This is a genomic window from Myxococcus sp. RHSTA-1-4 (assembly GCF_020037125.1).
Taxonomy (GTDB): domain Bacteria; phylum Myxococcota; class Myxococcia; order Myxococcales; family Myxococcaceae; genus Myxococcus.
The window spans coordinates 48,127-74,407 of the sequence record NZ_JAIQDG010000039.1; the positions used below are offsets into that span (position 1 = coordinate 48,127).

Annotated in this window: 22 protein-coding genes and 1 tRNA gene; 5 read left to right on the forward strand and 18 right to left on the reverse strand. The window is 70.0% G+C overall.

Annotated features, from left to right (window positions below; all coding sequences use genetic code 11):
• Nucleotides 1-2: 2 nt before the first annotated feature.
• The 3 genes from K8638_RS37180 to K8638_RS37190 all read right to left on the reverse strand — a co-directional run bounded on the left by K8638_RS37180 (nucleotide 3) and on the right by K8638_RS37190 (nucleotide 3,612).
• Complete coding sequence (locus K8638_RS37180; protein ID WP_223759473.1) at nucleotides 3-866, reverse strand: hypothetical protein; 864 nt, start codon at nucleotides 864-866, stop codon at nucleotides 3-5.
• On the reverse strand, nucleotides 866-2,011 hold the full coding sequence (locus K8638_RS37185) for an acyl-CoA dehydrogenase family protein (protein WP_223759474.1): 1,146 nt from the start codon (nucleotides 2,009-2,011) through the stop codon (nucleotides 866-868). The genes K8638_RS37180 and K8638_RS37185 overlap by 1 nt, the downstream gene beginning before the upstream one ends.
• Before the next feature lie 71 nt (nucleotides 2,012-2,082).
• Nucleotides 2,083-3,612: an acyl-CoA carboxylase subunit beta gene (locus K8638_RS37190; RefSeq protein WP_223759475.1), complete on the reverse strand. Its 1,530-nt coding sequence runs from the start codon at nucleotides 3,610-3,612 to the stop codon at nucleotides 2,083-2,085.
• A gap of 208 nt (nucleotides 3,613-3,820) precedes the next feature.
• Between K8638_RS37190 and K8638_RS37195 the strand changes: the two genes are divergently transcribed.
• Complete coding sequence (locus tag K8638_RS37195; protein WP_223759476.1) at nucleotides 3,821-4,180, forward strand: YtxH domain-containing protein; 360 nt, start codon at nucleotides 3,821-3,823, stop codon at nucleotides 4,178-4,180.
• 87 nt (nucleotides 4,181-4,267) lie between these two features.
• Here the strand turns inward: K8638_RS37195 and K8638_RS37200 are convergent, their stop codons facing one another.
• On the reverse strand, nucleotides 4,268-5,044 hold the full coding sequence (locus tag K8638_RS37200; RefSeq protein ID WP_223759477.1) for an enoyl-CoA hydratase-related protein: 777 nt from the start codon (nucleotides 5,042-5,044) through the stop codon (nucleotides 4,268-4,270).
• Nucleotides 5,045-5,147: 103 nt separating this feature from the next.
• On the opposite strand from K8638_RS37200, the gene K8638_RS37205 reads away from it, so the two are divergent.
• Nucleotides 5,148-7,091: a TIM44-like domain-containing protein gene (locus K8638_RS37205; protein WP_223759478.1), complete on the forward strand. Its 1,944-nt coding sequence runs from the start codon at nucleotides 5,148-5,150 to the stop codon at nucleotides 7,089-7,091.
• A gap of 6 nt (nucleotides 7,092-7,097) precedes the next feature.
• Here the strand turns inward: K8638_RS37205 and K8638_RS37210 are convergent, their stop codons facing one another.
• The 8 genes from K8638_RS37210 to K8638_RS37245 form a co-directional block, all read right to left on the reverse strand.
• Nucleotides 7,098-7,643 (reverse strand): GNAT family N-acetyltransferase, encoded by a 546-nt coding sequence (locus K8638_RS37210; RefSeq protein WP_223759479.1) that lies wholly within the window; start codon nucleotides 7,641-7,643, stop codon nucleotides 7,098-7,100.
• 55 nt (nucleotides 7,644-7,698) lie between these two features.
• A complete protein-coding gene (locus tag K8638_RS37215) occupies nucleotides 7,699-8,673 on the reverse strand; it encodes a hydroxymethylglutaryl-CoA lyase (RefSeq protein ID WP_223759480.1) in 975 nt (324 codons plus the stop codon).
• Nucleotides 8,640-9,044 (reverse strand): cobalamin B12-binding domain-containing protein, encoded by a 405-nt coding sequence (locus tag K8638_RS37220; RefSeq protein WP_223759481.1) that lies wholly within the window; start codon nucleotides 9,042-9,044, stop codon nucleotides 8,640-8,642. Before K8638_RS37220 ends, K8638_RS37215 begins: the two co-directional genes overlap by 34 nt.
• Nucleotides 9,037-9,765 (reverse strand): class I SAM-dependent methyltransferase, encoded by a 729-nt coding sequence (locus K8638_RS37225; RefSeq protein WP_223759482.1) that lies wholly within the window; start codon nucleotides 9,763-9,765, stop codon nucleotides 9,037-9,039. The genes K8638_RS37220 and K8638_RS37225 overlap by 8 nt, the downstream gene beginning before the upstream one ends.
• Nucleotides 9,766-9,831: 66 nt before the next feature.
• Entirely contained in the window at nucleotides 9,832-11,724 is a 1,893-nt protein-coding gene (locus tag K8638_RS37230) for a methylmalonyl-CoA mutase (RefSeq protein WP_305071221.1), read from the reverse strand.
• 62 nt (nucleotides 11,725-11,786) lie between these two features.
• A complete protein-coding gene (locus K8638_RS37235; protein ID WP_223759483.1) occupies nucleotides 11,787-12,980 on the reverse strand; it encodes an aminotransferase class I/II-fold pyridoxal phosphate-dependent enzyme in 1,194 nt (397 codons plus the stop codon).
• Nucleotides 12,981-13,047: 67 nt separating this feature from the next.
• Nucleotides 13,048-14,025 carry a phosphatase PAP2 family protein gene (locus K8638_RS37240; protein ID WP_223759484.1) on the reverse strand — a complete coding sequence of 326 codons (978 nt, stop codon included), beginning with the start codon at nucleotides 14,023-14,025 and terminating at the stop codon, nucleotides 13,048-13,050.
• Nucleotides 14,022-16,520, reverse strand: a complete 2,499-nt coding sequence (locus K8638_RS37245) for an MMPL family transporter (protein ID WP_223759485.1) — start codon at nucleotides 16,518-16,520, stop codon at nucleotides 14,022-14,024. The genes K8638_RS37240 and K8638_RS37245 overlap by 4 nt, the downstream gene beginning before the upstream one ends.
• 412 nt (nucleotides 16,521-16,932) lie before the next feature.
• Between K8638_RS37245 and K8638_RS37250 the strand changes: the two genes are divergently transcribed.
• Together K8638_RS37250 and K8638_RS37255 are read left to right on the forward strand one after the other, a co-directional pair.
• Entirely contained in the window at nucleotides 16,933-18,492 is a 1,560-nt protein-coding gene (locus tag K8638_RS37250) for an aminotransferase class I/II-fold pyridoxal phosphate-dependent enzyme (protein WP_223759486.1), read from the forward strand.
• A 6-nt stretch (nucleotides 18,493-18,498) separates the two neighbouring features.
• The gene (locus tag K8638_RS37255) at nucleotides 18,499-19,680 is read left to right on the forward strand and encodes an N-acetyltransferase (protein WP_223759487.1); all 1,182 of its coding nucleotides are present in this window, start codon (nucleotides 18,499-18,501) and stop codon (nucleotides 19,678-19,680) included.
• Nucleotides 19,681-19,718: 38 nt separating this feature from the next.
• Here the strand turns inward: K8638_RS37255 and K8638_RS37260 are convergent, their stop codons facing one another.
• A complete protein-coding gene (locus K8638_RS37260; protein WP_223759488.1) occupies nucleotides 19,719-20,327 on the reverse strand; it encodes a phospholipid-binding protein MlaC in 609 nt (202 codons plus the stop codon).
• Between the two features lie 57 nt (nucleotides 20,328-20,384).
• On the reverse strand, nucleotides 20,385-22,208 hold the full coding sequence (locus tag K8638_RS37265) for a TolC family protein (RefSeq protein ID WP_223759489.1): 1,824 nt from the start codon (nucleotides 22,206-22,208) through the stop codon (nucleotides 20,385-20,387).
• 290 nt (nucleotides 22,209-22,498) lie between these two features.
• Between K8638_RS37265 and K8638_RS37270 the strand changes: the two genes are divergently transcribed.
• Nucleotides 22,499-23,422, forward strand: a complete 924-nt coding sequence (locus tag K8638_RS37270; RefSeq protein WP_223759490.1) for a class I fructose-bisphosphate aldolase — start codon at nucleotides 22,499-22,501, stop codon at nucleotides 23,420-23,422.
• Nucleotides 23,423-23,599: 177 nt separating this feature from the next.
• Here the strand turns inward: K8638_RS37270 and K8638_RS37275 are convergent.
• From K8638_RS37275 to K8638_RS37290, 4 genes are all read right to left on the reverse strand, one after another.
• Nucleotides 23,600-23,672 (reverse strand) — tRNA-Ala (locus K8638_RS37275).
• Nucleotides 23,673-23,728: 56 nt separating this feature from the next.
• The gene (locus tag K8638_RS37280; protein ID WP_223759491.1) at nucleotides 23,729-24,130 is read right to left on the reverse strand and encodes a hypothetical protein; all 402 of its coding nucleotides are present in this window, start codon (nucleotides 24,128-24,130) and stop codon (nucleotides 23,729-23,731) included.
• A 57-nt stretch (nucleotides 24,131-24,187) separates the two neighbouring features.
• Entirely contained in the window at nucleotides 24,188-25,471 is a 1,284-nt protein-coding gene (locus K8638_RS37285) for an RsmB/NOP family class I SAM-dependent RNA methyltransferase (protein ID WP_370644219.1), read from the reverse strand.
• 108 nt (nucleotides 25,472-25,579) lie between these two features.
• On the reverse strand, nucleotides 25,580-26,260 hold the full coding sequence (locus K8638_RS37290) for a response regulator (protein ID WP_223759493.1): 681 nt from the start codon (nucleotides 26,258-26,260) through the stop codon (nucleotides 25,580-25,582).
• Nucleotides 26,261-26,281 lie beyond the last annotated feature (21 nt).

The following is a 26,281-nucleotide window of genomic DNA, read 5'->3' on the forward strand; positions in this document are numbered from 1 at the left end:
GTTCACTCCTGTGGCGCGTCCGGACCCACCAGCCTCACGGCCTCGGGGGGGACCTTCAGCAGGTCCGCCACCATCCGGACGATGCCGGGAAATTCATCCAGCTCGAACCGCCCCGCCCACACCTTGCCCCGAGGCCCCGCCAGCAGGCCCCGGAACGTGCGTCCCGCCACCCTCGCGGCGGCGAAGCGGTACGGCCTGCCGTCCACCTGGAGCTGCGCCAGCAGCTCCAGTCCGCTGCGGGGCGGCACCAGGGCCTCCGCCCCGAACTTCTCCACGATGTCCGCGAAGCGCACCAGCCCGGCCCCCACGGGCGCGGGCTGCGGCCGGGCGGCCGGCTCGCCGAACAGCGCCGCCAGGTAGCCCGTGAGCGCCGCCCGCTCGCGGAACTCCGACAGCTCCAGCGTGTGCCCGCCGTTGGTCGGCAGCTCCTCGCGGCCCCGCACCACGCGGGCCACCCGGAAGTTGCCCAGCCGGTCCGCCACCAGCGTGACGGCCAGGTCCCCGTCCACCACCTCGGTGGACAGCTCCAGCGTCTGCGGGTCCACGCGGGGCGTCAGGCCGAGCACCTGCAGCTCCGCGGAGCGCCGCTGCACGTGGAAGATGTGCTCGTTGAACGCGTCCGACAGCAGCGCCTCGATGTCCGAGACGTCGCTGAGCGCGCCCACCAGGATGGGGGCCAGCCCCACCACCGCCGCCGGGGCGATGGGGATGAGCCGATCTCCCATCACCTGGAAGGTCACCTCGGGGATGAAGGCCCGGGTGACGGGATTCACCAGCGGGGACGACTCCAGGTCCAGCACCGCTTCGGTGCCGGCCGCGTCTTCCCTCACCTGCAGCCCGAGTCCCTCCAGCCTCGCGGTGTCCATCACGCCCCTTTGAAGATCTCGCGGGCGATGATCGTGCGCTGGATCTCGCTCGTACCCTCGCCAATCTCGCAGAGCTTGGCGTCGCGGAGGTAGCGCTCGACGGGGAACTCACGGGTGTAGCCGTAGCCGCCGTGGATCTGCACCGCCTTGTTGCAGGCGCGCATGGCCGCCTCGGAGGCATAGAGCTTCGCCATGGAGGCTTCCTTCGAGTACGGCTTGCCCTCGTCCGCGAGCCGGGCCGCGCGGTGCACCAGCAGCCGCGCCGCGTCCATCTCCGTCTTCATGTCCGCCATCATCCAGCGCAGGCCCTGGAACTCGCTGATGGGCTGGCCGAACGCGGTGCGCTCGCGCGAGTAGCGGATGGACTCCTCCAGCGCGCCCCGGCCCAGGCCCACCGCCAGCGCGCCGATGGTGATGCGGCCCTTGTCGAGGATCTTCATCGTGTCGATGAAGCCGTGGTCCACCTCGCCCACGCGGTTGGCGTCGGGCACCTCCACGTTCTCCATCACCAGCTCGGCCGTGTCCGACGAGCGCATGCCCAGCTTGCCGTGGATGGCGCGCTGGCTGAACCCCGGCATCCCCTTCTCCAGCAGGAAGGCGGTGATGCCCTTCTGCCGCTTCTCCGGGGACGTCACCGCCAGCACCACGAAGACGTCGCCCACGGTGCCCTGGGTGATGAACATCTTGGAGCCGTTGAGCACCCACTTGTCGCCGTGGCGCACGGCCGTGGTCTTCATGCCGGAGGCGTCCGAGCCGGAGCCCGGCTCGGTGAGGCCCCAGGCTCCGAGGTACTCGCCGGTGGCCAGCCTGGGCAGGTACTTCTTGCGCTGGGCGTCGTTGCCGAACACGCGCAGGTGGCTGGTACCCAGGCCGTTGTGGCTGGCCACCGTCAGCGCCAGCGAGCCGTCATAGCGGGCGATCTCCTCCACGGCGACCGCCACCGCGAGTGAGTCCATGGCGGCCCCGCCGTACTCCTCGGTGACCAGCATGCCCATGACGCCCAGTTGCCCCAGCTCCCGCACGACCTCCATCGGGAACTTCTCCTCCTTGTCCCACTCGCGGGCATGCGGCTTCACCCGGCGTTCGCAGAAGTCTCGGAGGGAGGACTGGAGGGCGCGGTGGCTTTCAGGAAGTTCGAAATCCATGGTGTCGGCAGGATCTATAGCAGAGCGACCCGGCGCGGGCCGGGCCTTACGAAAGGAGGAAGTTTTCCTACTCAGACGGGATAGACACCGTGCTTCTTCTCGGCACGGGGGGCGTTGCGCTGGGAGTACAGCTTGTAACGCTGGGCCAGCTCCTGACGCAGGCGGTCACCGGGGACGATCTCGTCGATGACCAGCTCGCTGGCCAGCTTGTAGATGTCCACGTCGGCCTTGTACTCGTCGCGGAGCTTCTGGACGAAGGCCGGCCGCTCGGCCTCCGGCAGCTCCTGGATCTTGTTGTAGTAGACGGCATTGACGGCCGCCTCCGGGCCCATGACGGCGATCATCGCCCCCGGCAGGGCCAGGGTGGCGTCCGGGGCGAAGCCCGGGCCGCTCATGGCGTACAGGCCGGCGCCGTACGCCTTGCGCACCACCACGCAGATCCTGGGCACGCTGGCCTCGGACACCGCGGAGATCATCTTCGCGCCGGCGCGGATGATGCCGGCCCGCTCCACCTTGGTGCCGATCATGAAGCCCGGCACGTCCGCCAGGTAGAGCAGCGGGATGTTGAACGCGTCACACAGCCAGATGAAGCGCGCCGCCTTGTCCGCGCTGTCCACGAACAGCACGCCGCCCTTGTACTTGGGCTGGTTGGCGACGATGCCCACCGGCATGCCGTCGATGCGGGCGAGGCCCGTGATGAGCTCCTGGGCGAAGAGCTTCTTCACCTCGAACCAGCTGTCCTCGTCGATGAGCTCCTTGATGAGCGCATGCATGTCGAAGGGCTTGTTCTGGTCCGCGGGGACGATCTCGTCCACGCGCTTGCCGCTGGCCCTGGGCGCGAGCGCGGGCGCCTCGGGGGGGCGCTGGCTGAAGTTCTCCGGGAAGAAGCCGATGTACTTCTTCGCCGCGGCGATGGCCTCCTCCTCCGTCTTCACCAGCACGTCGCCGACGCCGGAGATGGAGCAGTGCATCTTCGCGCCGCCCATCTCCTCCAGCGTCACCTTCTCGCCAATCACCATCTCCGCCATGCGCGGGCTGCCCAGGTACATGGAGGCGTTGCCGTCCACCATGATGACCAGGTCGCAGAACGCGGGGATGTACGCGCCACCGGCGGCGGAGGGCCCGAAGAGCAGGCACACCTGGGGCACGAAGCCGGACATGTGCACTTCGTTGTAGAAGATGCGGCCGGCGCCACGGCGGCCGGGGAACATCTCCACCTGGTCGGTGATGCGGGCCCCGGCGGAGTCCACCAGGTAGAGGAGCGGGCAGCGGAGCGAGCGGGCCGTCTCCTGGATGCGGAGGATCTTCTCCACCGTGCGGGCGCCCCAGCTTCCGGCCTTCACCGTGGAGTCGTTGGCCATGATGGCCACGGTGCGGCCGGCCACCTTGCCGAGGCCGATGATGACGCCGTCCGAGGGCAGCTCGGGGTCCTGGTTGTTGGCGAGCTTCGCGTCCTCGACGAAGGAGCCCTCATCCACCAGCAGGCGGATGCGCTCGCGGGCGAACAGCTTGCCCGCCTCCTTGTTCTTCGCGTGGTACTTCTCCGCACCACCCTTCTCTACCTGGGCGATCTTCTCCAGCAGCTTCGAGTCTTGGGACATGGCCCGGGCGACATAGCAGAAAGGTCCCCGCCTGGCTGCCATCTCGCCGAGGGCGCACCGCGGCATGACGTCCAGCTTACGACGCAGTGTGTGAACGAGGGGGCGCGGGGGGTGCCGCTGATGGCTCCCCTGCCTACCTTGGAGCCTCACGGGGGCGTCACACGCGAGCGAAAACGCCTCCGGCAATCATCTGGCCCTGGAGGGACGCATGTTCGCAGCGAAGAAGACCACGTGGATGGCGAAGGGGTTGGCCAAGAGCGACCTCGCCCGGAAGTTGGTGGCACGGAAGCTGATCAGTGACCTGCCCCGCGCGGCGAAGGAGCGGTGGGAGGACATGGACGCGGATGACGTGCTGCGTCTGGTGGGGCTCACCACCTACAAGCCCGCGCGCGTCGGCCTGGGCGGCATCGGCGTCTTCCTCATCGGAGTGGCCGCCGGCGGCGTGGCCGCGCTGCTCCTGGCCCCGAAGACGGGCACCGAGCTGCGCACCACCGTCAAGGACAAGGCGATGGGCTACATGAGCAAGCAGAACATCGGCATCGGCGGCGAGAAGACCGCCAACGCCTGAGGCGCCTGGAGCTTCCGGCCAAAAGCCTGACGTCAGTGCTTCGGGGCGGGGCCTGGGTCAACCGGGCCACCGCCCCGGGTGTTTTTCCTACCGGCCCTTGTAGACGGGAGGCCGCTTCTCCGCGAAGGCGCGCAGGCCCTCCAGCCGGTCCTCCGTCTTGAGGACCTCCTCGTACTTGCGCAGCTCCAGCGCGAGCGCGTCGTCCAGCTCCAGGCCGGTGCCCTCGTCGATGGAGTGCTTGGCCGTGGCCACGGCGACGGGGGCATTCTCCACCACCGCCTCGGCGAGCCCGAAGGCCACCTCCAGCAGGTGCCCCTCCGGCGCCAGCCGGTTGACCAGCCCCACGCTGAAGGCCTCCGCCGCGTTGATGCGGCGCGCGGTGAGGATGAGGTCCTTGGCCCGGCCCGGGCCAATCAGCCGCGCCAGCCGCTGCGTCCCTCCGCCACCGGGAATGATGCCCAGCTTCACCTCGGTGAGCCCCAGCTCGGCCGCCGGGGCCGCCACGCGCAAGTCACAGGACAGCGCCAGCTCCGTGCCGCCGCCGAAGGCCGCGCCGTTGATGGCGGCGATGAAGACACAGTCGCTCTTCTCGATGGCGCGGAAGGTGCGGCGCAGGCCGTCCAGGAAGGCCCGGACCTCGTCCTCGGCCATGCCGGCGCGCTCCTTCAGGTCCGCGCCCGCGCAGAAGGCCTTGTCGCCCGCGCCGGTGATGATGACGGCGCGCACCTGACGGCCCGAGGACACGCGCGCCACCAGCTCGCCCAGCTCCTTGAGCATGGCCCGGCTGATGGCATTGCGGCGGCCCTCGCCGTCGATGGTCCAGATCTCGATGGCTCCCCGTGCGTCGACCTTGAATTCCGGCATGTGCGCTCCCCTCTCCGGGCCCGTCCGGCGGGCCGCCCTGGGACGCGGCAGAGTGCGGCGGGAAGCCCGGTCTGGCAAGGCGGAAACGGTTACGATTGGGGACATGCTTTCGCGCACCGCGCACCTTCGGCTCTCCCGGTGGACCCCCTGGCTGCCCACCGCCCTCGCCCTGCTGGCCCTGGCCGCTCCCCTGGACGCCCTGGCCCGGGGTGGTGGCGGCGAGCACTACACCCGCCCCTCGTCCGACGACGGGGACGGCGGTGGGGGCCTCCCCCTCTGGCTCATCCACGAGCTGTTCATGCTGGTCATCCGCTACCCGAAGGTGATGCTGCCGCTGATCGCCATCGGCTTCGTGGCGTACTGGCTCTACAAGCGCAACCTGCACCCGGACGCCACCACCCGCCGCGCCCTCGAGCAGCGAGAGGCGGAGCGTCGCACCCAGGTCTCCCAGGGGGACGTGACGGGCTGGGTGAATGCCCTGAAGCTGAGGGACCCCGCGTTCGAGCTCCAGCCGATGCTGGACAAGTCCCGGTGGCTCTTCCTGGAGCTGCAGAAGGCGTGGTTCCAGCGCGACATGACGCCGGTGCGGCCCTTCCTGTCGGACGCCACCTGGCAGCGCTTCAACGTGCAGCTCCAGCTCCTCGCGGCCCAGGGCGTGCGTGACGCGATTGCGGACTTCCAGGTGCTCGACGTCCAGCTCATCGGGCTGGAGCAGAGCCAGTGGTTCGACAGCATCCACGTGCGCATCCACGCGCGGATGCGCGACACCGACGTGCCCGCGTCCTACAGCGATGCGCAGGCCACGGAGGCGGCCCGCCAGGCGCGGCCGGAGTCCTTCACGGAGGTGTGGACCTTCGTGCGCAAGCCCGGCGCGCAGACGCGCGTGGGCGCGGACCTGTACCAGGGCAAGTGCCCCAACTGCGGCGCCCCGTACGCGGGCGGCGCGGCCAACCGCTGCGAGTACTGCGGCGCGGTGGTGAACTCCGGCAACTACGACTGGACGCTGTCCGAGATTACCCAGGGCGTGGAGCACGAGCACTTCCTCAAGCCGGTGGACGGCCTGCTCCAGGCGCGCGAGGCGGACCCCGCGCTCAACCTGGAGATGCTCGAGGACCGCGCCTCGCTGCTGTTCTGGAGGTGGATTGACGCGCAGAGCCGCGGGGACACGAAGCCCCTGGCCAAGGTGGCCAACGCGGAGGCCCTCCAGCGGCTGGGTGGCGAGCTGGAGGACCTGCGCCGCAAGGGCCGTCGCCGCGTGTTCCTGGAGTGCGCCGTGGGCTCGGTGGACGTCCGCACCTTCGAGGTGGACCCGGCGGGCCATGACAGGGCGCACGTGGAGATCCGCTGGAGCGCACGCATGGGCGTGGGGCCCGCCAACGAGAGGCCGCCACAACTGCCCACGGTGCCGCAGCGCTTCGTCTTCACCCTGACGCGCAAGCATGGCGCGCGGACGAACACCGACAACGGCATGTCCACCGACCGCTGCCCGCAGTGCAACGCCACGCTGACCGACAGCGCGGCGAGCACCTGCGACTTCTGCGGCACGCAGCTCGGCAGTGGTGAGCGGGACTGGGTGCTGGAGTCCGCCCTCCCCTACGAGGCGTGGAGCGTGGCGCGAGACCAGCGGTACCAGGCCGTCGTGCTCCGCGAGGCCGTGGCCGCGGAGAAGGCCCTGGAGCATGCCGCCGCCCCTCGCGCCGACGTGGTGATGGACGTGCAGGAGCGCCAGCGGCTGCTCTACATGATGGCCGCCATCGCCGCCGCGGACGGACAGGTCAGCGGCGGCGAGCGCAAGCTGCTCAAGCTGTGCGCGGAGCGCTGGGGCGTGGAGTGGGCCAACGTGGAGATGGCCCTGGGCGCCGGCCCGCAGCTCTTCGAGCGGCTGGTGCCGCGCGGCACCCCCGAGGCCGAGGTCTTCCTCCGCAACATCGTGGAGATGGCCATGGTGGACGGCCGCATCGACCGCAAGGAGCGGCGCATGCTGGAGTCCGCCGCCAGCCACCTGGGCATGCGGGAGCGGCTGGACTCGATGCTGAGTGGGCAGTAGGCCCACTCAGGGGGCGTTGCCCTCTCCCGCCCCATGCGCCGCGAGCTCCAGCGTGAGCTGGGGCCTCTCCTGGCCGAGCAGTGACAGCCGCTCGAGCAACTGGCCGCGGCTCGTCTCGGTGAGGTCCAGGTGCAGGTAGAGCAGGTGCAGCCCCGGGCGGATGGCGTCCTCCACCGTGCGGTCGACGCTGAAGCCCAGGCGTGTGTAGAAGCCCACCGTGTCGCTGCTGGTGTTCAGGTGCACCTCGCGCGCATCGGGAACCTCACACGCCTGGCGGAGCCGGAAGGCGGTGAGGGCCAGTCCAATGCCCTGACGGTGCAGCGCCTGCTCCACCATGCCCCAGCACAGGTCCACCCGCCCGTCCTTCCAGGCGATGCCGCCGCAGGCCACCACGCGCCCCGCCTCCTCGACCACCCAGTACGGACCGGGGGCCGTGTCCACGAAGCGGAGGAACTCCGGCTCCTCGTGCGGCTCGAAGGAGCCGGGGATGTTGCTGCGGAAGACGGCGAGGACCGCGTCACGGTCCTCACGGGTGTAGGGGCGCAGCTTCATGGGGGCTCCTGAAACATCCAGCGCGGTATTCCAGGGCCCCCACGTAACGCGGCGCTCAGGTCCGAGCGCCGCGGGAGGCCTTCTTCTCCCGCTCGCCGAGCGCGGCCTGCAGGTACTTGCCGGCCAGCTTCCGGCCAATGAGCTCCTGGGCGATCTCCCCGGCCTCCACCAGCTTGTCCAGGTTGATGCCCGTCTCCACGCCCATGCCGTGCAGCATGAAGACCGCGTCCTCGGTGGCCAGGTTGCCCGCCGCGCCCGGGGCGTAGGGGCAGCCGCCCAGCCCGCCGATGCTCGCGTCGAAGGTCGTCACCCCGGCGGACAGGCCCACCAGCGCGTTGGCCAGCGCGGTGCCACGCGTGTCGTGCAGGTGCAGCGCCAGCTTCTCCACGGGGATGTGCCGCAGCAGCGCCTCGAGGATCTCCTCCGTCTGGCGCGGAGTGCCCACGCCAATCGTGTCCCCCAGGCTGAGCTGGTAGATGCCCGCGTCCACGAGCTGGCGGCAGATGTCCACCACCCGCTCCACCGGCACGTGGCCCTCGTACGGGCATCCCCACACCGTGGACAGGTAGCCGCGCACGCGCATGCCGGCCTGGAGGGCCGCCGCCGTCACCTCGCGCGCGCCCGCCAGGGCCTCGGCGATGCTCTTGTTGATGTTCTTCTTCGAGTGGGCCTCGGACGCGGAGATGAAGATCGCCGCCTCCTCCAGGCCCGCCTCCCGGGCGCGCTGCAAGCCCTTCAGGTTGGGCACGAGCGCGGAGAACACGACGCCCTCCCGCCGTCCCACCAGACGCAGCAGCTCCTCCGCGTCCGCGAGCTGGGGAATCCACTTCGGGGACACGAAGGACGTGACTTCGATGCGCTTCTCGCCCGCGGCGACCAGCGCGTCGATCAGCCGAGCCTTGTCCCGGGTGGGCAGCGTGCGCAGCTCGTTCTGCAAGCCGTCCCGGGGGCCGACCTCATACACGTCGACCCGCTTCGGGAGCTGGCCCAGCCAGCCTAGACGCGCTCGGGGATGTTGGTTCGGATCCACTGGACGATGTCCTGCGTCGAGCTTCCGGGCGTGAAGATCTCCGTCACGCCCATGCCCTTGAGCTTGGGGATGTCGTCGTCCGGGATGATGCCTCCGCCGAACACGCGGATGTCGTCCGCCTTGTTCGTCTTCAGCAGATCAATCACCGCCGGGAAGAGCGTCATGTGCGCGCCGGACATGATGCTCATGCCGATCGCGTCGACGTCCTCCTGGATGGCGGCGTTGACGATCATCTCGGGCGTCTGATGCAGCCCCGTGTAGATGACCTCCATGCCCGCATCGCGCAAGGCCCGGGCGATGATCTTCGCCCCGCGGTCGTGCCCGTCCAGGCCAGGCTTGGCCACCAGAATCCGCAGCTTCCTCTCAGCCATGTTGAAGCCCTGCTCCCACAATCAGGTCGGTCGACTGCCGTGCCGGCGACTCACCTTCCAGCCCACCATGCACCCAAGCGATTGAAAAGCCCGTGCTTTCCAACAGTCGTCTCAGTTCCGCAAGCGGATAGTAGCGGATGGAATATGACGCGGTGAGACGCCGACCGGTCGGTAGGGTGAGTGTCCGCCGCCCCTCATCCCTTCCAGTAACGGGGTCGAAGCGGCTCTGCTCCTCCAGCACGCTCCCATCCGGCAGCGTCTGTTGGAATGCCGCGCCGGGCGACTCCGCCAACCGCTCGTACGGCACCGTCTGGAACACCAACCGCCCTCCCGGCCGCAGCACCCGCGCCACCTCGCGGAGGATGTGCACGTGCTCCTCGTCCGTGAAGGCGAAGAGTGTCGAGTACCAGGCGTAGGCCCCGGCCAGGGACGCCGGGCGGAACGGCAGGGCCCTCAAGTCCCCCTGCACCGCCGGAAAGCCCGGCCGGCGCATGGACAGGGACAGCGCGTCCAGCTCCAGGCCGATGATGCGCCCGGCCAGCGGGCCTGACGCATTGAGTCGCGAGGCGTGGCGTCCATGGCCACAGCCCAGGTCGACAATGGGAGCCGGGCCGGGCACGTCGGCGAAGGCCCGCGCGAGGTACTCCGCCTCCCGGGCCGTGACGGCCTCGGAGAGGAAGGGCAACGTGCTGCGCAGGTAGAGTTCGCCGAAGAAGCTCACCGGGAGGCTCGTCCGTGGGGTGTGCTGCTTCCGTGGACGGGAAGCAGCGTCCCGCCGGAGCAGCGCCTAGAACGCGCCGCCCTCGCGGTACTGGCCCCAGACCTTGCGGAACACGTCGCAGATCTCCCCGAGCGTGGCGTAGGCCTTCACGGCCTCCAGCACCGGCGGCATCAGGTTGTCCGTGCCGCGGCACGCGGCCTCCACCTTCGCCAGCGCGGCCTCCACCGCGGCGCCGTTGCGCTCGGCCTTCACCTGCGCCAGCCGGGCCTTCTGGTCCTCCGCCACCTTCTCGTCGATGTGGAGCAGCTCGATGGGCGTGTCGCTGTTCGACTTGAAGGCGTTGACGCCGACGATGAGCCGGTCGCCCTGCTCCACCTCGCGCTGGAAGCGGTAGGCGCTCTCGCCAATCTCCTTCTGCGGGTAGCCCTCCTCCACCGCGCGGATGATGCCGCCCATGTCGTCGATGCGGCGGATGTAGTCCATCGCCCGCTTCTCCATCTCGTCGGTGAGGTACTCCACGTAGTAGCTGCCCGCGAGCGGGTCCACCACGCGGTCCACGCCCGACTCGTGGCCGATGAGCTGCTGGGTGCGCAGCGCAATCGTCACCGACTCCTCGGTGGGCAGCGCGTACGTCTCGTCCAGCGAGTTGGTGTGCAAGGACTGCGTGCCGCCCAGCACCGCGGCCAGCGCCTGCAGCGCGGTGCGCACCACGTTGTTGTACGGCTGCTGCGCGGTGAGGCTCACGCCCGCCGTCTGCGCGTGCGTCTTGAGCTGCATGGAGCGCGCGTTCTTCGCGCCGAAGCGGTCCTTCAGCACGTTCGCCCAGATGCGGCGCGCGGCGCGGAACTTGGCGATCTCCTCGAAGAAGTCGTTGTGGACGTCCCAGAAGAACGAGAGCTGCGGCGCGAAGGCGTCCACGTCCAGGCCGCGCTTCACGCACTCCTCGACGTAGCCGAAGCCGTCCGCCAGCGTGAAGGCCAGCTCCTGCACCGCCGTCGCTCCGGCCTCGCGGATGTGGTAGCCGCTGATGGAGACCGGGTACCACTTCGGCATGTGCTTCGTGCAGAACTCGATCATGTCCGTCACGATGCGCACGGCGGGCCGCGGCGCGACGATCCACTCCTTCTGCGCGATGTACTCCTTCAGCATGTCGTTCTGGATGGTGCCGGCCAGCTTCGCCATCGGAACGCCCTGCTTCTCACCCACCGCGATGTACATGCACAGCGCGACAATGGCGCTGGCATTGATGGTCATCGAGGTGCTGACCTTGTCGAGCTGGATGCCGTCGAAGAGGATTTCGAAGTCGCGCAGCGAGGAGACGGCCACGCCCTCCTTGCCGACCTCGCCGCGGCTCATCGGGTGGTCGGCGTCGTAGCCCATCAGCGCCGGCATGTCGAAGGCGGTGGAGAGGCCCGTCATGCCGTGGCTGATGAGGTACTTGAAGCGCTTGTTGGTGTCCTCGGGCGTACCGAAGCCCGCGAACTGGCGCATCGTCCACAGGCGGCCCCGGTACATGGTGGGCTGCACGCCGCGGGTGAACGGGAACTGCCCGGGCAGGCCGATGCGCTCGGGGCGCTCGTCCTTGCGGTCCGCCAGCGTGAGGAGGTCCGGAATGGGGATGCCGGAGTCGGTGACGAACTGCTTCTTGCGCAGCGGCATCTTCGCCGTCGTCTGCGCCAGGTCCTCCTTCGCCCACTTCTCCGTGGCCCTGGCGACGGCCTTCACCGTGGCGGCCTCATAGACGCGCGACGTGGAGTCCTTCTTCGAGGCCTTCTTCACGCGGGCCACCACCTTCTTCACCGCGGCCTTGGCGGACTTGAGCGCCTTGCCCGCCTTCTTCTTCGCGGCGGGCGCGGGGGCGACCTTCAGCTTGGGTGCCGCCTTCCCGGACGTCTGGGCGGGGGCACGACGGGGAGCAACGGACCGGGCATTCTTCTTGGGAGCGGTGCGCGCAGGCATGGCGCGGGGGATGTAGCACCCGCCCCCCACCCTCGCAAGGCACGCGGCGTTGACGCCGTTGCTCAGCGACGCGGCGCCAGCTTCGCACGCAGGCGGCGCACCGCTTCATCCAGCACCGCGTCCGTCTTGCAGAAGGCGAAGCGCGCCAGCCCGTGGCCCAGGTGCCGGTGCTCCGGGCCGTAGAAGACGCTGGGCGGAATGGCGGCCACGCCCACCTCGGACACCAGGTGGCGGCAGAAGGCGATGTCGTCCGGGAAGCCGTACCGCGCGATGTCCGCGAGGATGAAGTAGCTCCCCTGCGGCGCGTACGCCGTCAGCCCCGCCTCCCGCAGCCCGCCGAGCAGCCGCTCCCGCTTCGCCGTGTACGTCGCCGCCAGCTCCGCGTAGTACGCGTCCGGAAGCCGCAGCGCCGCCGCCATGGCCGCCTGCAGCGGCGAGGCCGTGGCGAACGTCACGAACTGGTGAGCCCGCTGCACCGCGTCACGAAGCGGCGGCGGGGCGATGATCCACCCCACCTTCCACCCGGTGAGGCTGAACGACTTGCCGGCGCTGCTCACCGTGACGGTGCGGTCCGCCAGCACGGGCAGCGTGGACGGCCGGAGGTGGCGGGCGGGGGCGAAGACGATGTGCTCGTACACCTCGTCCGACAGCACCTTCACGTCGTACTCGGCGCACAGCCCGCCCAGGAACTCCAACTCCTCGCGGGTGAAGACCTTGCCGGTGGGGTTGTGCGGCGAGTTGAGGATGAGCAGGCGGGTGCGCGGTCCGAACGCGGCGCGCACCTCGTCCCGGTCGAACCACCACTCCGGGTGGGAGGCGTCCGGCGGCCGCAGCGGCACGTAGCGCGCGGTGGCGCCCACGAAGGTGATGTTGGCGTCGTACGAGTCGTAGAACGGCTCGAAGGCGACCACCTCGTCGCCCGGGTCCACCAGGCCCAGCAGCACGTCGAAGATGGCCTCGGTGGCGCCGCTGGTCACCGTCACCATGGTGTCCGGGTCCACCTGCTGGCCGTAGAAGCGCGCGGCGTGCTCGGAGATGGCCTGGCGCAGGTCCTTCGCGCCCATGCCCATGGCGTACTGATTCACGCCGTCGCGGATGGCGCGCTGCGCGGCCTCCTTGATGGCCTCCGGCCCGTCGAAGTCCGGGAACCCCTGCCCCAGGTTGACGGCGCCGTGCTTCGCGGCGAGCGCGCTGAACTCGGAGAAGACGGTGGTGCCGAACCGGGAGACGCGCTGCGCGGACACGGGCCTGGACATGGAAGGAGGCTCCTCATGGCCGGGCCCGGTGGGGGTGGGAAGGGACGACGTGTGGGCCGGCCAGCTCTCAGGGCCGCAGGATAGCGTCCACCGGAACGGAACGCGCGGCCCTCTCGACCTCGCGCTGGCGGGCGGCGCGGGAGAGCCCCAGGGCCAGCCCCACCACCAGCATCACCAGCGGAACCGCGCACACCAGGTCCGTGGCGTAGTGGAAGCGCCCGGCCAGCGTGGCGACGATGAGGCCAAGGCCCGGTGCCAGCATGACCCAGAAGACCCGCCGGGAGAACCGCCACGCATAGAAGAGGACCAGCAGCGTGGTGCCGGTGTGGCCCGACGGGAAGCAGTCCCGCGCGTACAGCGGCGTGCGCATCACCGAGTCCAGCAGCGGCGTCAGCACCACGCCCCGCAGCGGCCCGTCGAACGCGTCGATGAGGAAGTAGCGCGGCCCCACCGCGGGCACCAGCGAGTAGGCCGCGTAGTTCAGGAAGAACATCAGCCCCAGGCCGGTGAGGTACTCGTCGAACTCGGACATGGGCCCGCGCGCGCGCTTGTAGAGCGCCACGCCCAGCACCAGCGCCCAGATGAAGTGGCCGTAGTAGCAGACCATCAGCACGTCGTTGAGCCAGGGCGGCACCATGCGCTCCAGCTCCACCGCGGCCTGGAACCCGAACAGCCGCTGGTCCGCCGCCACCAACTGCGCGTCCATCAAGATGGGGTTGAGCGTGTCCACCACCGGGGACAGACAGCCGTGTGACATCACCGCCACGGGCAACAGCCACCAGTCCGCCAGCACGGTGAGCCACCGGCGCGATGGGTACGTGGCCTCGAGCGTGCGCAGCACCAGCGGGCCCGCCGCCATGAAAGCGAACATGCAGGCATTGCCTGGCGCATCCGGCGCCCAGCGGCCCGGGCCCACGAGCACCAGCGCCGCCAGCGAGCAGGCAATCACGACGATGATGTCCACCGAGCTGAGGTGGACCTGCACCGCACGCTCGCGCCTGGCGACCACGATGCCGCGCGTTCTCTGGAAGGGCCAGGTACTCACGCTGACTTCCGCTCCCCCGGCGCCTCGCCGCCCACGCCGAGCTCGAGGCTCCGAACGACAGCCATCTCCCCCTCCGGGGCGGCCTTCCGCCCGCTCCACCGCTCCAGGAGGGCCAGCATCGCGGGGAAGAAGACCGTGGTCCCCAGAAAGGTGCACACGACCCCGAGCAGCGCAATCTGACCGATGCTGCGCAGTCCCTGGTGGTTGGCGACGAGCAGCGCGCCATAACCGGCCGCGTTCGACAGCGTGGCCACCACCGCCGCCAGCCCCGTGTGCCGCACCACCTTGCCGAGCGAGCCGGGCCCCTCTTCCTCATACCGGTGGAAGAGGTGCACCGAGTTGTCCACGGCGATGGCGAGCAGGTTGGGCAGCACCACCGCGTTGATGAAGTTGAGCTGCACGTCGAAGAGGTACATGCCGCCCGCCAGACACGTCATGCCCAGGAACAGCGGCCCGGTGACGAGCAGCGCGCGCTTGAAGCTGCGCAGGCTCAGGAGGATGACGAAGAACACCACGCCCGCCGCGGACCAGAGGATGAGCGGCCCGTCCCCGCGCACCAGCGCGAAGATGCGCGCGGCGATGCGGTTGCTGTCCAGCACCGCCATGTCGATGCCGCGCGCCTTCGTCGCCTCCACCACCTGGTCGATCTGCGCCGCCCAGCGCCGCAGGTCCTCCGTGTCGTAGTTGGACACCGAGGGGAAGAGCAGCAGGAAGGTGCCCTTCCCGTCCGTGGCCTCGAAGCGGCGGCGCGCCTCCACCGGCAGCGAGTCCAGCCCGTAGGGCTTCGCCTCCAGCATCCGCTGGAAGTCCTGCAGCCGCGGGTCCTCCTCCGCAGCCGGCGGGAGTCCATGGAACAGGGTGCGGATGCCGGAGATCTCCGCCTCGCGCCGCTGCAGGTCCGACGGCACCAGGTCATTGAGGGACGCGGTGCGAAGGAACACGGAGCCGGCGCCGTTGCGGCGCTTCACCTCCGCGATGACGTCCTCCACCTGCCCCGCCTGCTTCAGGTCCTCCACCAGGAAGATGGCCGGGTTGAGCGGCTGGCCGAGCTGCGCGGTGACGTGGTCGTCCAGGCGCGAGGCCGGCGAGTCCCCCTTCAGCTTGCGCATGTCCGTCTCGAACCCCAGCCGGGGCGCGATGACGGCGGAGAACACCGCGAAGGCCAGCACCGACAGCGCGATGGTGACGATGACCGGCGTGGGCCAGCGCTTCCACTCGCGCTCGGGCTTCGGCGCCGGGGGCTCGGAGGCCGAGGCCGTGACGGGCGCGGAGTCGGGGCGCGCGGGGCGCAGGCGCTCGGCGATGGCCAGCAGCGAGGGCCCCAGCGCATACGCGGCCAGCACCGCCAGCAGCACGCCCAGGCCCGCGAGGAAGCCGAACTGGTTGAAGGCCTGGAACTGCGCCAGCAGCAGCACGAAGAAGGCCGCCGCGTTCGTCACCGCCGAGGTGAGGGCTCCGCTGAAGGTGCCCCGCACCGCCGCGGCAATCGCGTCACGGGCGGACAGCGTCTGCCGCTCCTCCCAGTAACGCATGCACAGGTGCACGCCGTACTCGATGCCCAGGCCGATGAGGATGGCCACCAGGAAGCCCGTCACCACGTTCAGGTGGCCGATGGCGAGCCAGGCGATTCCGAACGTCAGCACCAGGCCCACCATGACGGGCATGCCCACCACCGCCAGCGCGGCGATGCGCCGGGTGGCCAGCAGGATGAGCCCCACGGCGATGAGCGCGGACAGGAGGCCGGCGCGCGCCAGGTCCCCGCGCATCACCGCGTCCTCCTCGATGCGGTTCTGGAAGTTGCCCGTGGCCTCCAGCTGGACGGAGGGATGACGCTCCTTTGCCAGCGTCCGTCCGGTGCCCATGGCCAGGTCCACGAAGCGCCGCGCGAAGTCCAGGTCCCCCGCCGTCCCCGACGGCTTGATCATCAGGTAGACCTCGGAGCCGTCCGCGTTGGCCAGGTACTCGCGCATGGGCGCGTTGGGCGCGTGCTTCTTCGCGATCTCCTCGAACGTGGGCGGCGGCGGCGTGGCCCCCAGGTCGATATAGAAGGGATTGGCCTGCTGGCGCTCGTAGCGGACCCGCGCCTCCAAATCCTTGCGCAGCGCGGCCAGCTTCTCCGCCGGCAGTAGCAGCAGGCCGTGTCGGCGGAAGAAGTCCACGTCATAACGGTGCTCGACGTAGCGGACCTCCGGCAGCGCCTCCAGGCGGGTCTTCAGCTCGGTCGCGTAGGCCTTGAGCCCCTCCGGGGTGTCCCCCTTCGCCAGGATGACGAGGTACCCGTCCCCCCCCGCCTTCTGTGACACGCGTGTCAGATCTTTCACTTCCCGGGCGCCCTGGGGCAGCAGCTCCACGAACGAGCCCCGGAACTCCAACCGCGACGCCAGCGCCATACCGCCGGCCGCCAGCAGGACGAAGGCGAGCAGCACCTGCCAGGGCCACGACACGGCCAGGTGGATGAACCGCTCGAACCAGCGTTGCCGCAGAGACCTCGCCACCGTCCACTCCTCGATGAAGGGCCGGAACAAGCAAGTTCCCGGCCAGTCAATGGTCCCCGCAAACACCCCGCGCGGAAGAAGCCTTCCAGCGCCTCCGGCGGGTGTGCAGCCACCTGCACACGATGCATTCCACTATCTACTGGAGAACGCTCTCGTGGCGGCGGGGTGCCACCAAAGTCGCGGTCGTGTCAAGCCGAGGGGGCCACAGGGGCCCTCGCAGGGAATGCAAGCAACAGTCCGCGCCTTGACACTGCCGCTAACCCTCTTTATTCACCGCCCCGCGTCCCCCGAGGGAGGTCGCCGGACGCAGGTTTCCCAGGTCGGAACGCGCCGTGCATGGCCGTTGGCGACTGGAGATCCGCAGTCCCCCCAGAGGTTCGCCCTCCCGACGCAGCCTCGAGAAAGACCACCCATGAGCGACGTCTTCGAGAAGTGCCATAACTGGAAGGACTACCGCATCGCGAAGGCCACGGGGCTCTACCCGTACTTCCGAGCCATCGAAGCATCGCACGGCGCCACCGAGGTGGAGATCGAGGGCCGGCGCGTCATCATGGTGGGGTCCAACAACTACCTGGGCCTCTCCGCGGATCCGCGGGTGAAGGAAGCCGCCATCAAGGCGGTGGAGAAGTTCGGCACCACGTGCTCCGGCTCGCGCCTGCTCAACGGCACGCTGGCGATGCACGAGGAGCTGGAGGCGCGGCTGGCGAAGTTCCTCAACCGCGAGGCCGCCATCGTCATCTCCACCGGCTTCCAGACGAACCTGGCGCTGGCGTCCATCCTCGGCCGGCACGACATCGTCTTCAGCGACCGGCAGAACCACGCCTCGCTGGTGGACGGCATCCGCCTGTCCTTCGCCACCGAGCGCAAGTTCCGCCACAACGACATGGACCACCTGGAGCAGCTGCTGTCCCAGGCGGATCCCAACGCGGGCAAGATCATCGTCACCGACGGCGTCTTCTCCATGGAGGGCGACGTCTGCAACCTGCCCCGCATCGTGGAGCTGGCGAAGCAGTACAACGCCCGGGTGATGACGGATGACGCCCACTCCATGGGCGTGCTGGGCGAGAAGGGCCGCGGCACCTCCGAGTACTTCGGACTGGAGAAGGAGACGGACCTCGTCATGGGGACGTTCTCCAAGAGCTTCGCGTCGCTGGGCGGCGTGCTGGCGGGCCCCTTCGAGGTCATCAACTACATCCGCCACAAGGCGCGCTCGGTCATCTTCTCCGCGTCCATGACGCCGGCCTCCATCGCCGCGGCGCTCAAGGCGCTGGAGATCATCGAGGCCGAGCCGCAGCGCCGCGAGCGGCTGCTGGACATCGCGGAGAAGATGCACAACGGCTTCCGCGCCATGGGCTTCGACACGGGCGTGTCGGTGACGCCGGTGGTGCCGGTGCACATCGGCGACCAGGTGAAGTGCTTCCGCTTCTGGCGCGCGCTGCACGAGGCCGGCGTCTTCGCCAACCCGGTGATTCCGCCGGCGGTGGAGGCGGGCCACGCGCTCATCCGCACCTCGTACATGGCCACGCACACGGACGCGCAGCTGGACCGCGTGCTGGACATCTTCGAGACCATCGGCCGCAAGCTGAACGTGATTCCGGAGACGCGCCCCACCGTGTACGAGCCGGTGAAGATCGCCCGGCCCGGCACGCGCATCCTCTCCAACAAGGCGAGCGAGAAGTGGGCCGCGGGCTCCGCGGGCCTGCTGGCGGACAAGGGCGGCATCACCCTCGAGCAACTGTCGCGCATGTCGTCGCGCGAGGTGGCCGGCAAGCTCTTCGACGCGGTGGAGCAGCTCACCTGGCGCGCCGCCAACCTGCAGCCGGACGACCTGCGCAAGCTGGGCACCGCCCCCATGAAGCTGTGGGAGAAGCGCGGCGAGCTGCCGGGCCTCCTGCTGGAGAAGGGCGCCCACTTCTTCATGCGCAACGGCTCCAACGGCGTCAACGGCACACAATCGGAAGACAGGAACTGAGCACCCATGGCCCTCCCCGCCGAGCCGTCCGCCTCCGCTCCCTCGCTTCCTCCCCTGCCCTCGGACGTGCAGGTGACGCCCGTGCGCGGCTCGGCGGAGAAGATGCAGTTCATCCGCTTCCCGTACGGCATCTACAAGGACGACCCGAACTGGGTCATGCCCCTGGAGATGGAGCGGAAGGACTTCCTGGACCCGAAGAAGAATCCCTTCTTCGAGTACGGCGAGGTGGAGCTGTTCCTGGCCCGGCGAGGCAGCGAAGTGGTGGGGCGCATCGCCGCCATCCGCAACCCGCGTCACATGCAGGAGCACGGCACGAAGGAGGGCTTCTTCGGCCTCTTCGAGTGCGTGAATGACGCGGGCATTGCCCGGGCGCTGCTGGACACGGCGGCGGCGTGGCTGCGCGAGCGGGGCATGGACTCCATGCTCGGGCCGGCCAACTTCTCGTCCAACCAGGACTGGGGCCTGCTCATCGACGGCTTCGGCACCCCGCCGGCCATCATGATGCCGCACAACCCGCCCTACTACGCCGCGCTGATGGACGCGTGCGGGCTCACCAAGGCGAAGGATTTGTACGCCTTCGAGCTGTCCTCGTCCGCGGAGCCGCCGGAGAAGGTGGTGCGCATCGCGGAGAAGCTGCGCGTGCGCGAGGGCGTCACCGTGCGCCCGGTGAACATGAAGGACCTGGACGCGGAGGTGCGGCGCATCCGCGACATCTACAACTCCGCCTGGGAGAAGAACTGGGGCTTCGTGCCCTTCACGGACGCGGAGTTCGACCACCTCGCCAAGGACCTGAAGACCATCGTCCGCCCGGAGCTGGCGCTGATGGCCGAGGTCAAGGGCGAGCCGGTGGCCTTCTCGCTCACCGTCCCCGACGCGAACCAGGCCATCAGGGCGGCCAACGGGCGCCTCACCCACTTCGGCCTGCCCATCGGTCTGGTGAAGCTGGCGCTGGCCTCGCGGCGCATCAACCGGCTGCGCCTCATCATCCTCGGCATCAAGGAGGGCTACCGGCGCCGCGGCCTGGACGCCATCCTCTACCTGGACACCCTGCGCACCGCGAATCGGCTGGGCTACGTGGGCGGGGAGATCTCCTGGACGCTGGAGGACAACCACCTCGTCAACCGCGCCATCGAGTCCATGGGCGCCCAGCGCTCCAAGACGTACCGCATCTACCAGCGCGCGCTGTAGGCGCTCGCGCTGGCCTCGTCGTTTCCACCCTTCGCGAGCTAGTTTCCAGCGCCCTTGGCCGCGCCACCCTTGGCGGCCTGCTCGGCGTTCTCCTTCTCGAGCTGGGCCCGCTTGCTCTTCAGGGTGGAGAGCAGCCCGTCGAAGCCCTTGTCGTTGAGGAGCTTGCGGAACTGGCCCTTGTACGTGTCCACGAGGGACACCTCGTCGGTGATGACGTCGTAGATGCGCCACTCACCCTTTCCGGCGCGGTACAGCCGGTAGTCGACGGGAATCTGGTCCTTCTTCACGGTGAGCAGGGTGTTGACGGTGGCCTCGCTCCCCTGGACGGACTCCTTCCCGTACTTCACCTGCGCCTGGGCCTGGCCGATGGCCTTCTGGGCGTAGGAGGCGCGCAGCAGGCCCGTCATGGTGGTGGTGAACTCCTTCTGCTGGGCGGGCGTGAGGGTGGCCCACGTCTTGTCACCCAGCGCACGCTTCGCCAGCTCCTCGAAGTCGACGAACTTCTCCACGACGCCGGCGAGCGACTCGGCGGTGGCGCCGGGCGCGTTGGCGGCCTTCTGCACGTCCGCATTCCCGGACTTGACGACCGAGAGCGGGCTGGCAGGGGCGGCGGCAATCAGGGCGGCTGCGAGCAGGGATGCAATCATTGTGTTTTTCGGCTCCGTGATTGGCGAACGATAGAGACGACAGCAGCGCGGTGCCCGTTATTCACCCGGGACGGGGGGCATTCCGGTGACCCGGGCCAGCGCGGCCATTCCCACCCGGACGTCGTGCCAGCTCTGCGACCTGTCGCCTGACGCCTGGGCGTAGGCGGTGAATGCCTCCACCAGGTCCCGCGTCTCACCCGTTCCCAGGTCGAACGCGGCGAAGGCGGCCGTCACCCAGCGGCGGGCGTTCTTCTCCGCCTCCGTGAAGGCCCGGGCGCGGGCCCAGGCCGCCACCAGCTCGCCGTGCACCTTCGTCACCTCCAGGCGGATACCGGCGCGGATCTGCTTCTCCTGGGCGCGAAGCTTGTCCAGCTCCGCGAGCGCCTGCTCGAGCTGCGCGTTCTTGAGGGGAACGTCGAAGGTGCCGCGCAGCACCAGGCCCAGCCCGCCGGTGCGCTCGTTGAAGGGGTCATACGCGAAGGGGTTCGTCTGGCGCTGGGCGCTGGTCGTGAAGCGCAAGTCGTAGAAGCCGGCGAGCCCCAGGTCCGGGAAGAAGCTCCGCTCGCGGATGAACACCTCCGCCTCGCGCGCGGCGATGCCCGCGGTGATGGCGGTGAGCTCCGGCCGGTGCTGCTCGGCGAGCGTCAGGGCGCGCTCCAGGGAGGGCGGCTCCACGTCCTCCTCGAGCGGCAGGTCCTCCTCCACCACGGCGACCGTCTCCCCCGGCGCCGCGTTGGCCAGCAGGCCGATGGCGGTCAGCGCGAACTCGCGCCCCTGCCGCGCCGCGGCCCTGCGCGCCTCGACGATCTGCCGGAAGTAGCGGACCTTGTACGCGTCCACCCGGGACACCTGCTCGGACTCCTCCTTCAGCAGCGCGTCGATGCGCTCGGCGGCGTCCTCCAGCCGCTTCGACACGTCCTCGATCTGCACCAGTCCGGAGCGCGCGAGCTGGTAGCCGAAGTACGCCTGCGCGGCCTGGAAGCCCGCCTCGTTCCGGGCACGCTCCCGCAGCGCCTCGCCGACGATGGGCCCCTGCGCGCCCGCCTTCTCCAGCGCGGTCAGCTTGCCGAAGGTGTAGAGCGGCAGCACGGCGTTTCCCGTGGAGAAGACCGTCACGCCCACGCGGCCGAAGTCGAAGTCGCCCTCGCGGGACGCCTCGGTGAGGACGCCGTTGGCGTCGTAGCGCGCCTCCGGCACGGGCCCTCCCAGGCCCACGGTGACCTCGAACCGGGGGAACCAGGCCCACTTCGCCTGCTGGTAGAGCGCCTGGAACTTCCGCAGCTCCGCGGTGGCCTCCTCCACCCGCGAGTCCGTGGTTCGGGCCCGTTCAATCAGTTGCGCCAGCGTGAGCGGGGCCCTCCCGGCCGGAGCCGCCTCCCCGCCGGGGGTGGCCTCCACCGACTCCCGGGCCTGCTGGGCCTCCCGGGAGGGCTCGAGCGCGGGGGCCGGAGAGATCGTCCGGCCCTGCGCGGCGCCGCTGGCCGCCGACCCCGGCGTCTCCGGGGCAATGGCGGGGGTGCCCGGGGGCAGGTTCTGCGGCGTTGTGCGGGGAAGGCCCGGGCTCTCGCTGGCGGCCCCCGTCCCAGGCGTCGTCTGCGTGCCCGTCCCCGGCGAAGGCGTGGCCGGGGTGCCCGTCCCGGGCGTCGTCGCGGAAGTCCCCGTGCCGGTGGTGCCCGTCCCGGAAGGCGTACCGGTGGTGCCCGTCCCGCTCGTCGTCCCCGAAGTCCCCGTGCCGCTGGTGCCTGAAGCGGAGGTCCCCTGCCCCGTCCCGGGCGACGGGCTGCTGCCCGGCCCCGTCGTCCCCGGGGTGAGCTGTGCCGCCGAGAGCCCGGCCGCCAGCACCAGCGCCACTGTCACGCCTCGATCCAGGTGTCCGCGCATCACTCCCCGCCTCGGGCGGGTCCATATCCGAGTTGCCCGCGGCGGCGCAGCATCTCCGTTCCGGGGGACGCCGTCATCGGCCTTGTTCGTTCCATTTCCACCGTCCGCGCCCCTCGGGAGCCCTGCCCTGGCGGCGCGGGGGCCGTCCTACCGGGGGCGGTCCTCACAGACTCGCGTAGCACCGCTGACACTCCGGCGAGAAAAGGAGTTGGTCCGGCGTTCCGCATGCAGCAGATTGCGGCTGTTCCCGAGCCGGGCCACAGAGGGCCCGCATACCGAGGACCCCCACAATGGCCTATACCGATCGCGTCAAGCAGATCCTGTCCTGGTACACGTCCGACAACCCGGGCACGCTGACCAACCTCGCCCGCCTGATGAACACCGGCACGCTCGCCGGCACGGGCAAGTTCGTCATCCTCCCCGTGGACCAGGGCTTCGAGCACGGTCCCGCGCGCTCGTTCGGCCCCAACCCCGCCGGTTACGATCCGGACTACCACGCGCAGCTCGCCATCGACGCGGGCTGCAACGCCTACGCGGCGCCGCTGGGCTTCCTGGAGGCCGTCGCCGGCAAGTTCGCGGGCGAGATTCCGCTGCTCCTCAAGCTCAACAACTCCGACTCGCTGGCCAAGGTCCCCAACCCCATCTCCGCGGTGACGGCCTCCGTGAAGGACGCGGTGCGGCTGGGCTGCGTGGCGGTGGGCTACACCATCTACCCGGGCTCCGGCGCGCGCAACGAGCAGTACGAGGCGCTGCGGGAGATCATCAAGGAGGCCAAGGAGTACGGCCTGCCCACCGTCGTCTGGGCCTACCCCCGCGGCAACATGTCCAAGGAGGGTGAGACGGGCATCGACGTGGTGGCGTACGCGGCGCAGATCAGCGCCCAACTCGGCGCGCACATCATCAAGGTGAAGCCGCCGCAGGACCACCTCGAGCAGCCCGAGGCGAAGAAGGCCTTCGAGAAGGCCAACATCCCCACCAAGACGCTGGCGGACCGCGTGCGCGAGGTGGTTCGCTCCGCCTTCAACGGCAAGCGCATCGTCATCTTCTCCGGTGGCGAGGCCAAGGACACCCCGGCGCTGCTGGAGGAGATCCGGCAGATCCACGCGGGCGGCGGCTTCGGCTCCATCATGGGCCGCAACGCCTTCCAGCGTCCGCACGGCGAGTCCGTGAAGCTGCTCAAGGACGTGATGGGCATCTTCGCCGGCAAGGCATAGTCAGCCCCACCCGCGGGCCCCCGGCCCCGGACAGTCCCAGGCCCGTCAGGACTCCCCTGGCGGGCCTTTTTCATGGGCGCCCGGGCATGGAAGCCGCCCCCCGCAGGCCGTGGGACACCGGCGCCGGAAAACAAAAAGGCCCGCCGGGTTTCCCAGGCGGGCCTCTTCATTTCAGAGTGGAGCTAATCGGGATCGAACCGATGACCTCTTGAATGCCATTCAAGCGCTCTCCCAGCTGAGCTATAGCCCCGTCTTTTCCTGCTGGCCGCTTTGGGGATCGGCCCCGACGTCGAAAGTGGGTGCCTTCTACCGCTTCTTTCCGCCGTTGGCCAGAATTGTTTGTGGCTTCGTGGCGTTTTTTCCAACCTTCAACCGCTCCGCCACCTCTTCTCCTTCCCGGAGGATGTCGGTGAGCTCGCGCGCGTGGGCCTCGGCCGCCTGCTCGGCCGCTTCCACCGCCTTGAGCACGGAGGCGAAGCCGGCCGGCAGCTCCAGCTTGCCCTTCTGCACCTGGCGCCACACCACCTCGCCCAGCTCCTTCAGGGCCCGTTCCTTCTGGTCCTTCAGGACGGTGGTCCTGGCGTTCGCCCGGGCCAGGTCGGTGTTGCGCTCCACGGCCTCGCGGAGCTGGGCCAGCCGGGCCTGGGCCTCCTGGAAGGCCTGGTTGATCTGCTTCACCACCTCGGACTGCTTCGGGTCGGCCGCCAAGTCGGTGTCACCCCTTGAGAAAATCCACGTTTGCGTAGCGTGTGGCCTCGGCGACTGTCAACCCCGTGGCGCCGTCTTCCGCAGCCTCGCCGCGAAGAAGCCGCCCCCCGGTACCCGGGGCGGCAGCGCCTTGAGGTAGGGCCCGGACGCGGCCAGCGCGGCCCGTTCCGCTCCCAGCACGTCTCCCACCGGCTCCAGAGTGAAGTCCGGGTGTTTCGCCAGGAAGGCCTCCACCACCGCCTCGTCCTCCTCCGGCATCACCGAGCAGGTGGCATAGACGACGAGCGTGCCCGGCTTCGCCTGGCGCGCCACCTCCTCCAGCAGCTCGGACTGGGTGGCCTGGTACTTCGCGATCTCCTTGGCGGTGAGCTTCCACTTCTGGTCCGGCTCGCGCGCCAGCGAGCCCGTGCCGCTGCACGGCGCGTCGATGAGCAGCACGTCCGCGTCGGACAGCGGCAGGGGGTGCGGGAAGGCCACCTGCTTCAGGGACAGGTGGCGCACGCGCTCGCGCGCCTCGGCCAGCCGCCGCCGGGAGCGGTCTCCGGCCAGCACCCGGCCCCGAGGCCCCACGAAGTCCGCCAGGGCCAGCGTCTTGCCACCCGCCCCCGCGCAGACGTCCGCCACGGTGAGCCCCTCCAGCGAGCCGCCCGCGGGCCGGCACACCTCGGAGATGAGCTGGCTGCCCACGTCCTGGACCTGGAGGCGCCCGGACTTCATCACCCTCGTCTCGAAGATGCGGTGGCTGGCGTCCACCACGCGCACCGCGTCCGGAGCCGCCGCCACGGCTTCCGCGGCGACGCCCTCCTCCGCCAGCGCCGCCAGCACCGCGTCGCGCGTGCCGGGAGGCCGCACCCGGAAGTGCAGCGCGGGCTCCTCGTCCAGGGACGCAAGCAGTCCCGCCAGCACGTCCTCCGGGTACACCTCCGCCAGCCGCTGCACGAACCAGGTGGGGAACGAGTACCGCACCGCCAGCCGCTCGGCCGGCGAGTCCGGCAGGGGGGCCTCCGGGAGCGGCGTCTCCACCACCTCCTGGAGGAGGGAGTCCTTGATGGTACGGGGACGCACGGGCCCGGGCAGGCGCACCTCGGGGCCGATGCGCGTCCAGCCCTCGCCACAGAAGATGCGGCGCCAGAGGGCATAGCGGACCAGCGCCTGGTCCTCGGTGAGCCCCACCTTCCCCATGGTGTGCCCGAGCAGGCGCGCCGCCAGGTCCAGCAGCCGCTGGTGCCGGGACAGCTCGCGCACGGCGAAGGCGGTGAAGCGCCGCTCCTGCCCACCCAGCCCGTCTGCTTCGCGCAGGGCCTCGGCCAGCGCGGCCTTCAGCGGCTCACCGCGCAGCACCGCGATGTGCGCCTGGAGGGCGGCGGTCGCCCCGCGCCGGGAAGGACGGCCGAGCCGGGCCGCGTCCAACGGTGTCGAAGGCCACACGGAGTCCACGCAGCGAAACCTCTACTCTTTCAGCACCAGGGTGACGGCCAGGCACCCCTCGCGGGTGCGGGCCTCGGGCGCCTGTCCGGCCCCCACGAACAGGTACCGGGGCGCGGTGTGTTGCTCGCCGTCCACCTCCAGGTCCCCCTCCACCAGCAACACGCCCTCCCGCCCCGGGCCGTCCGGCCGCCACGCGAAGCCGCTGCCTGGCGTCATCCGCACCCAGTTGGAAGTGCCCTGCGCCTGCATGCCGGAGGAGCCGGCGGCCATCCGCACCCCGGGCGACGTCTCCGTCCAGGCGCCCTCTCCAGGGACGCCCTGCTCCGAGGCGATGCGCTCCAGCTCCCTCCGCACGCCCAGGAAGCGCTCCACCAGGGTGAGCATGTCGTCGAGCTGGAAGGGCTTCACCAGCATTGCGTCCGGAAGGTAGGGACGCAGGGCCCGGGAGAGGTCGTCGGGGGCCGCGGCGCTGACGAGGGCCACCGCCTGCTGCCGGCGCCGGGCGGCCTCCAGCACGGCGCGCCCACCCTGCTCCCGGCCGGCGATGCGCAGGTCGGTGATGACCAGGTCGAACCGCTCCGCAGTCAGGGCCGCCAGCGCCTCGTCCTCGGTGCCGGCCGCCCGCACCTCGGCCAGCTCGGCGATGATCTCGCCCATGCCTTCCCGGAGGCTCGCGTCGTCCTCGACCAGCAGAACCTTCATTGTCTGGGAGCCTCCGATGGC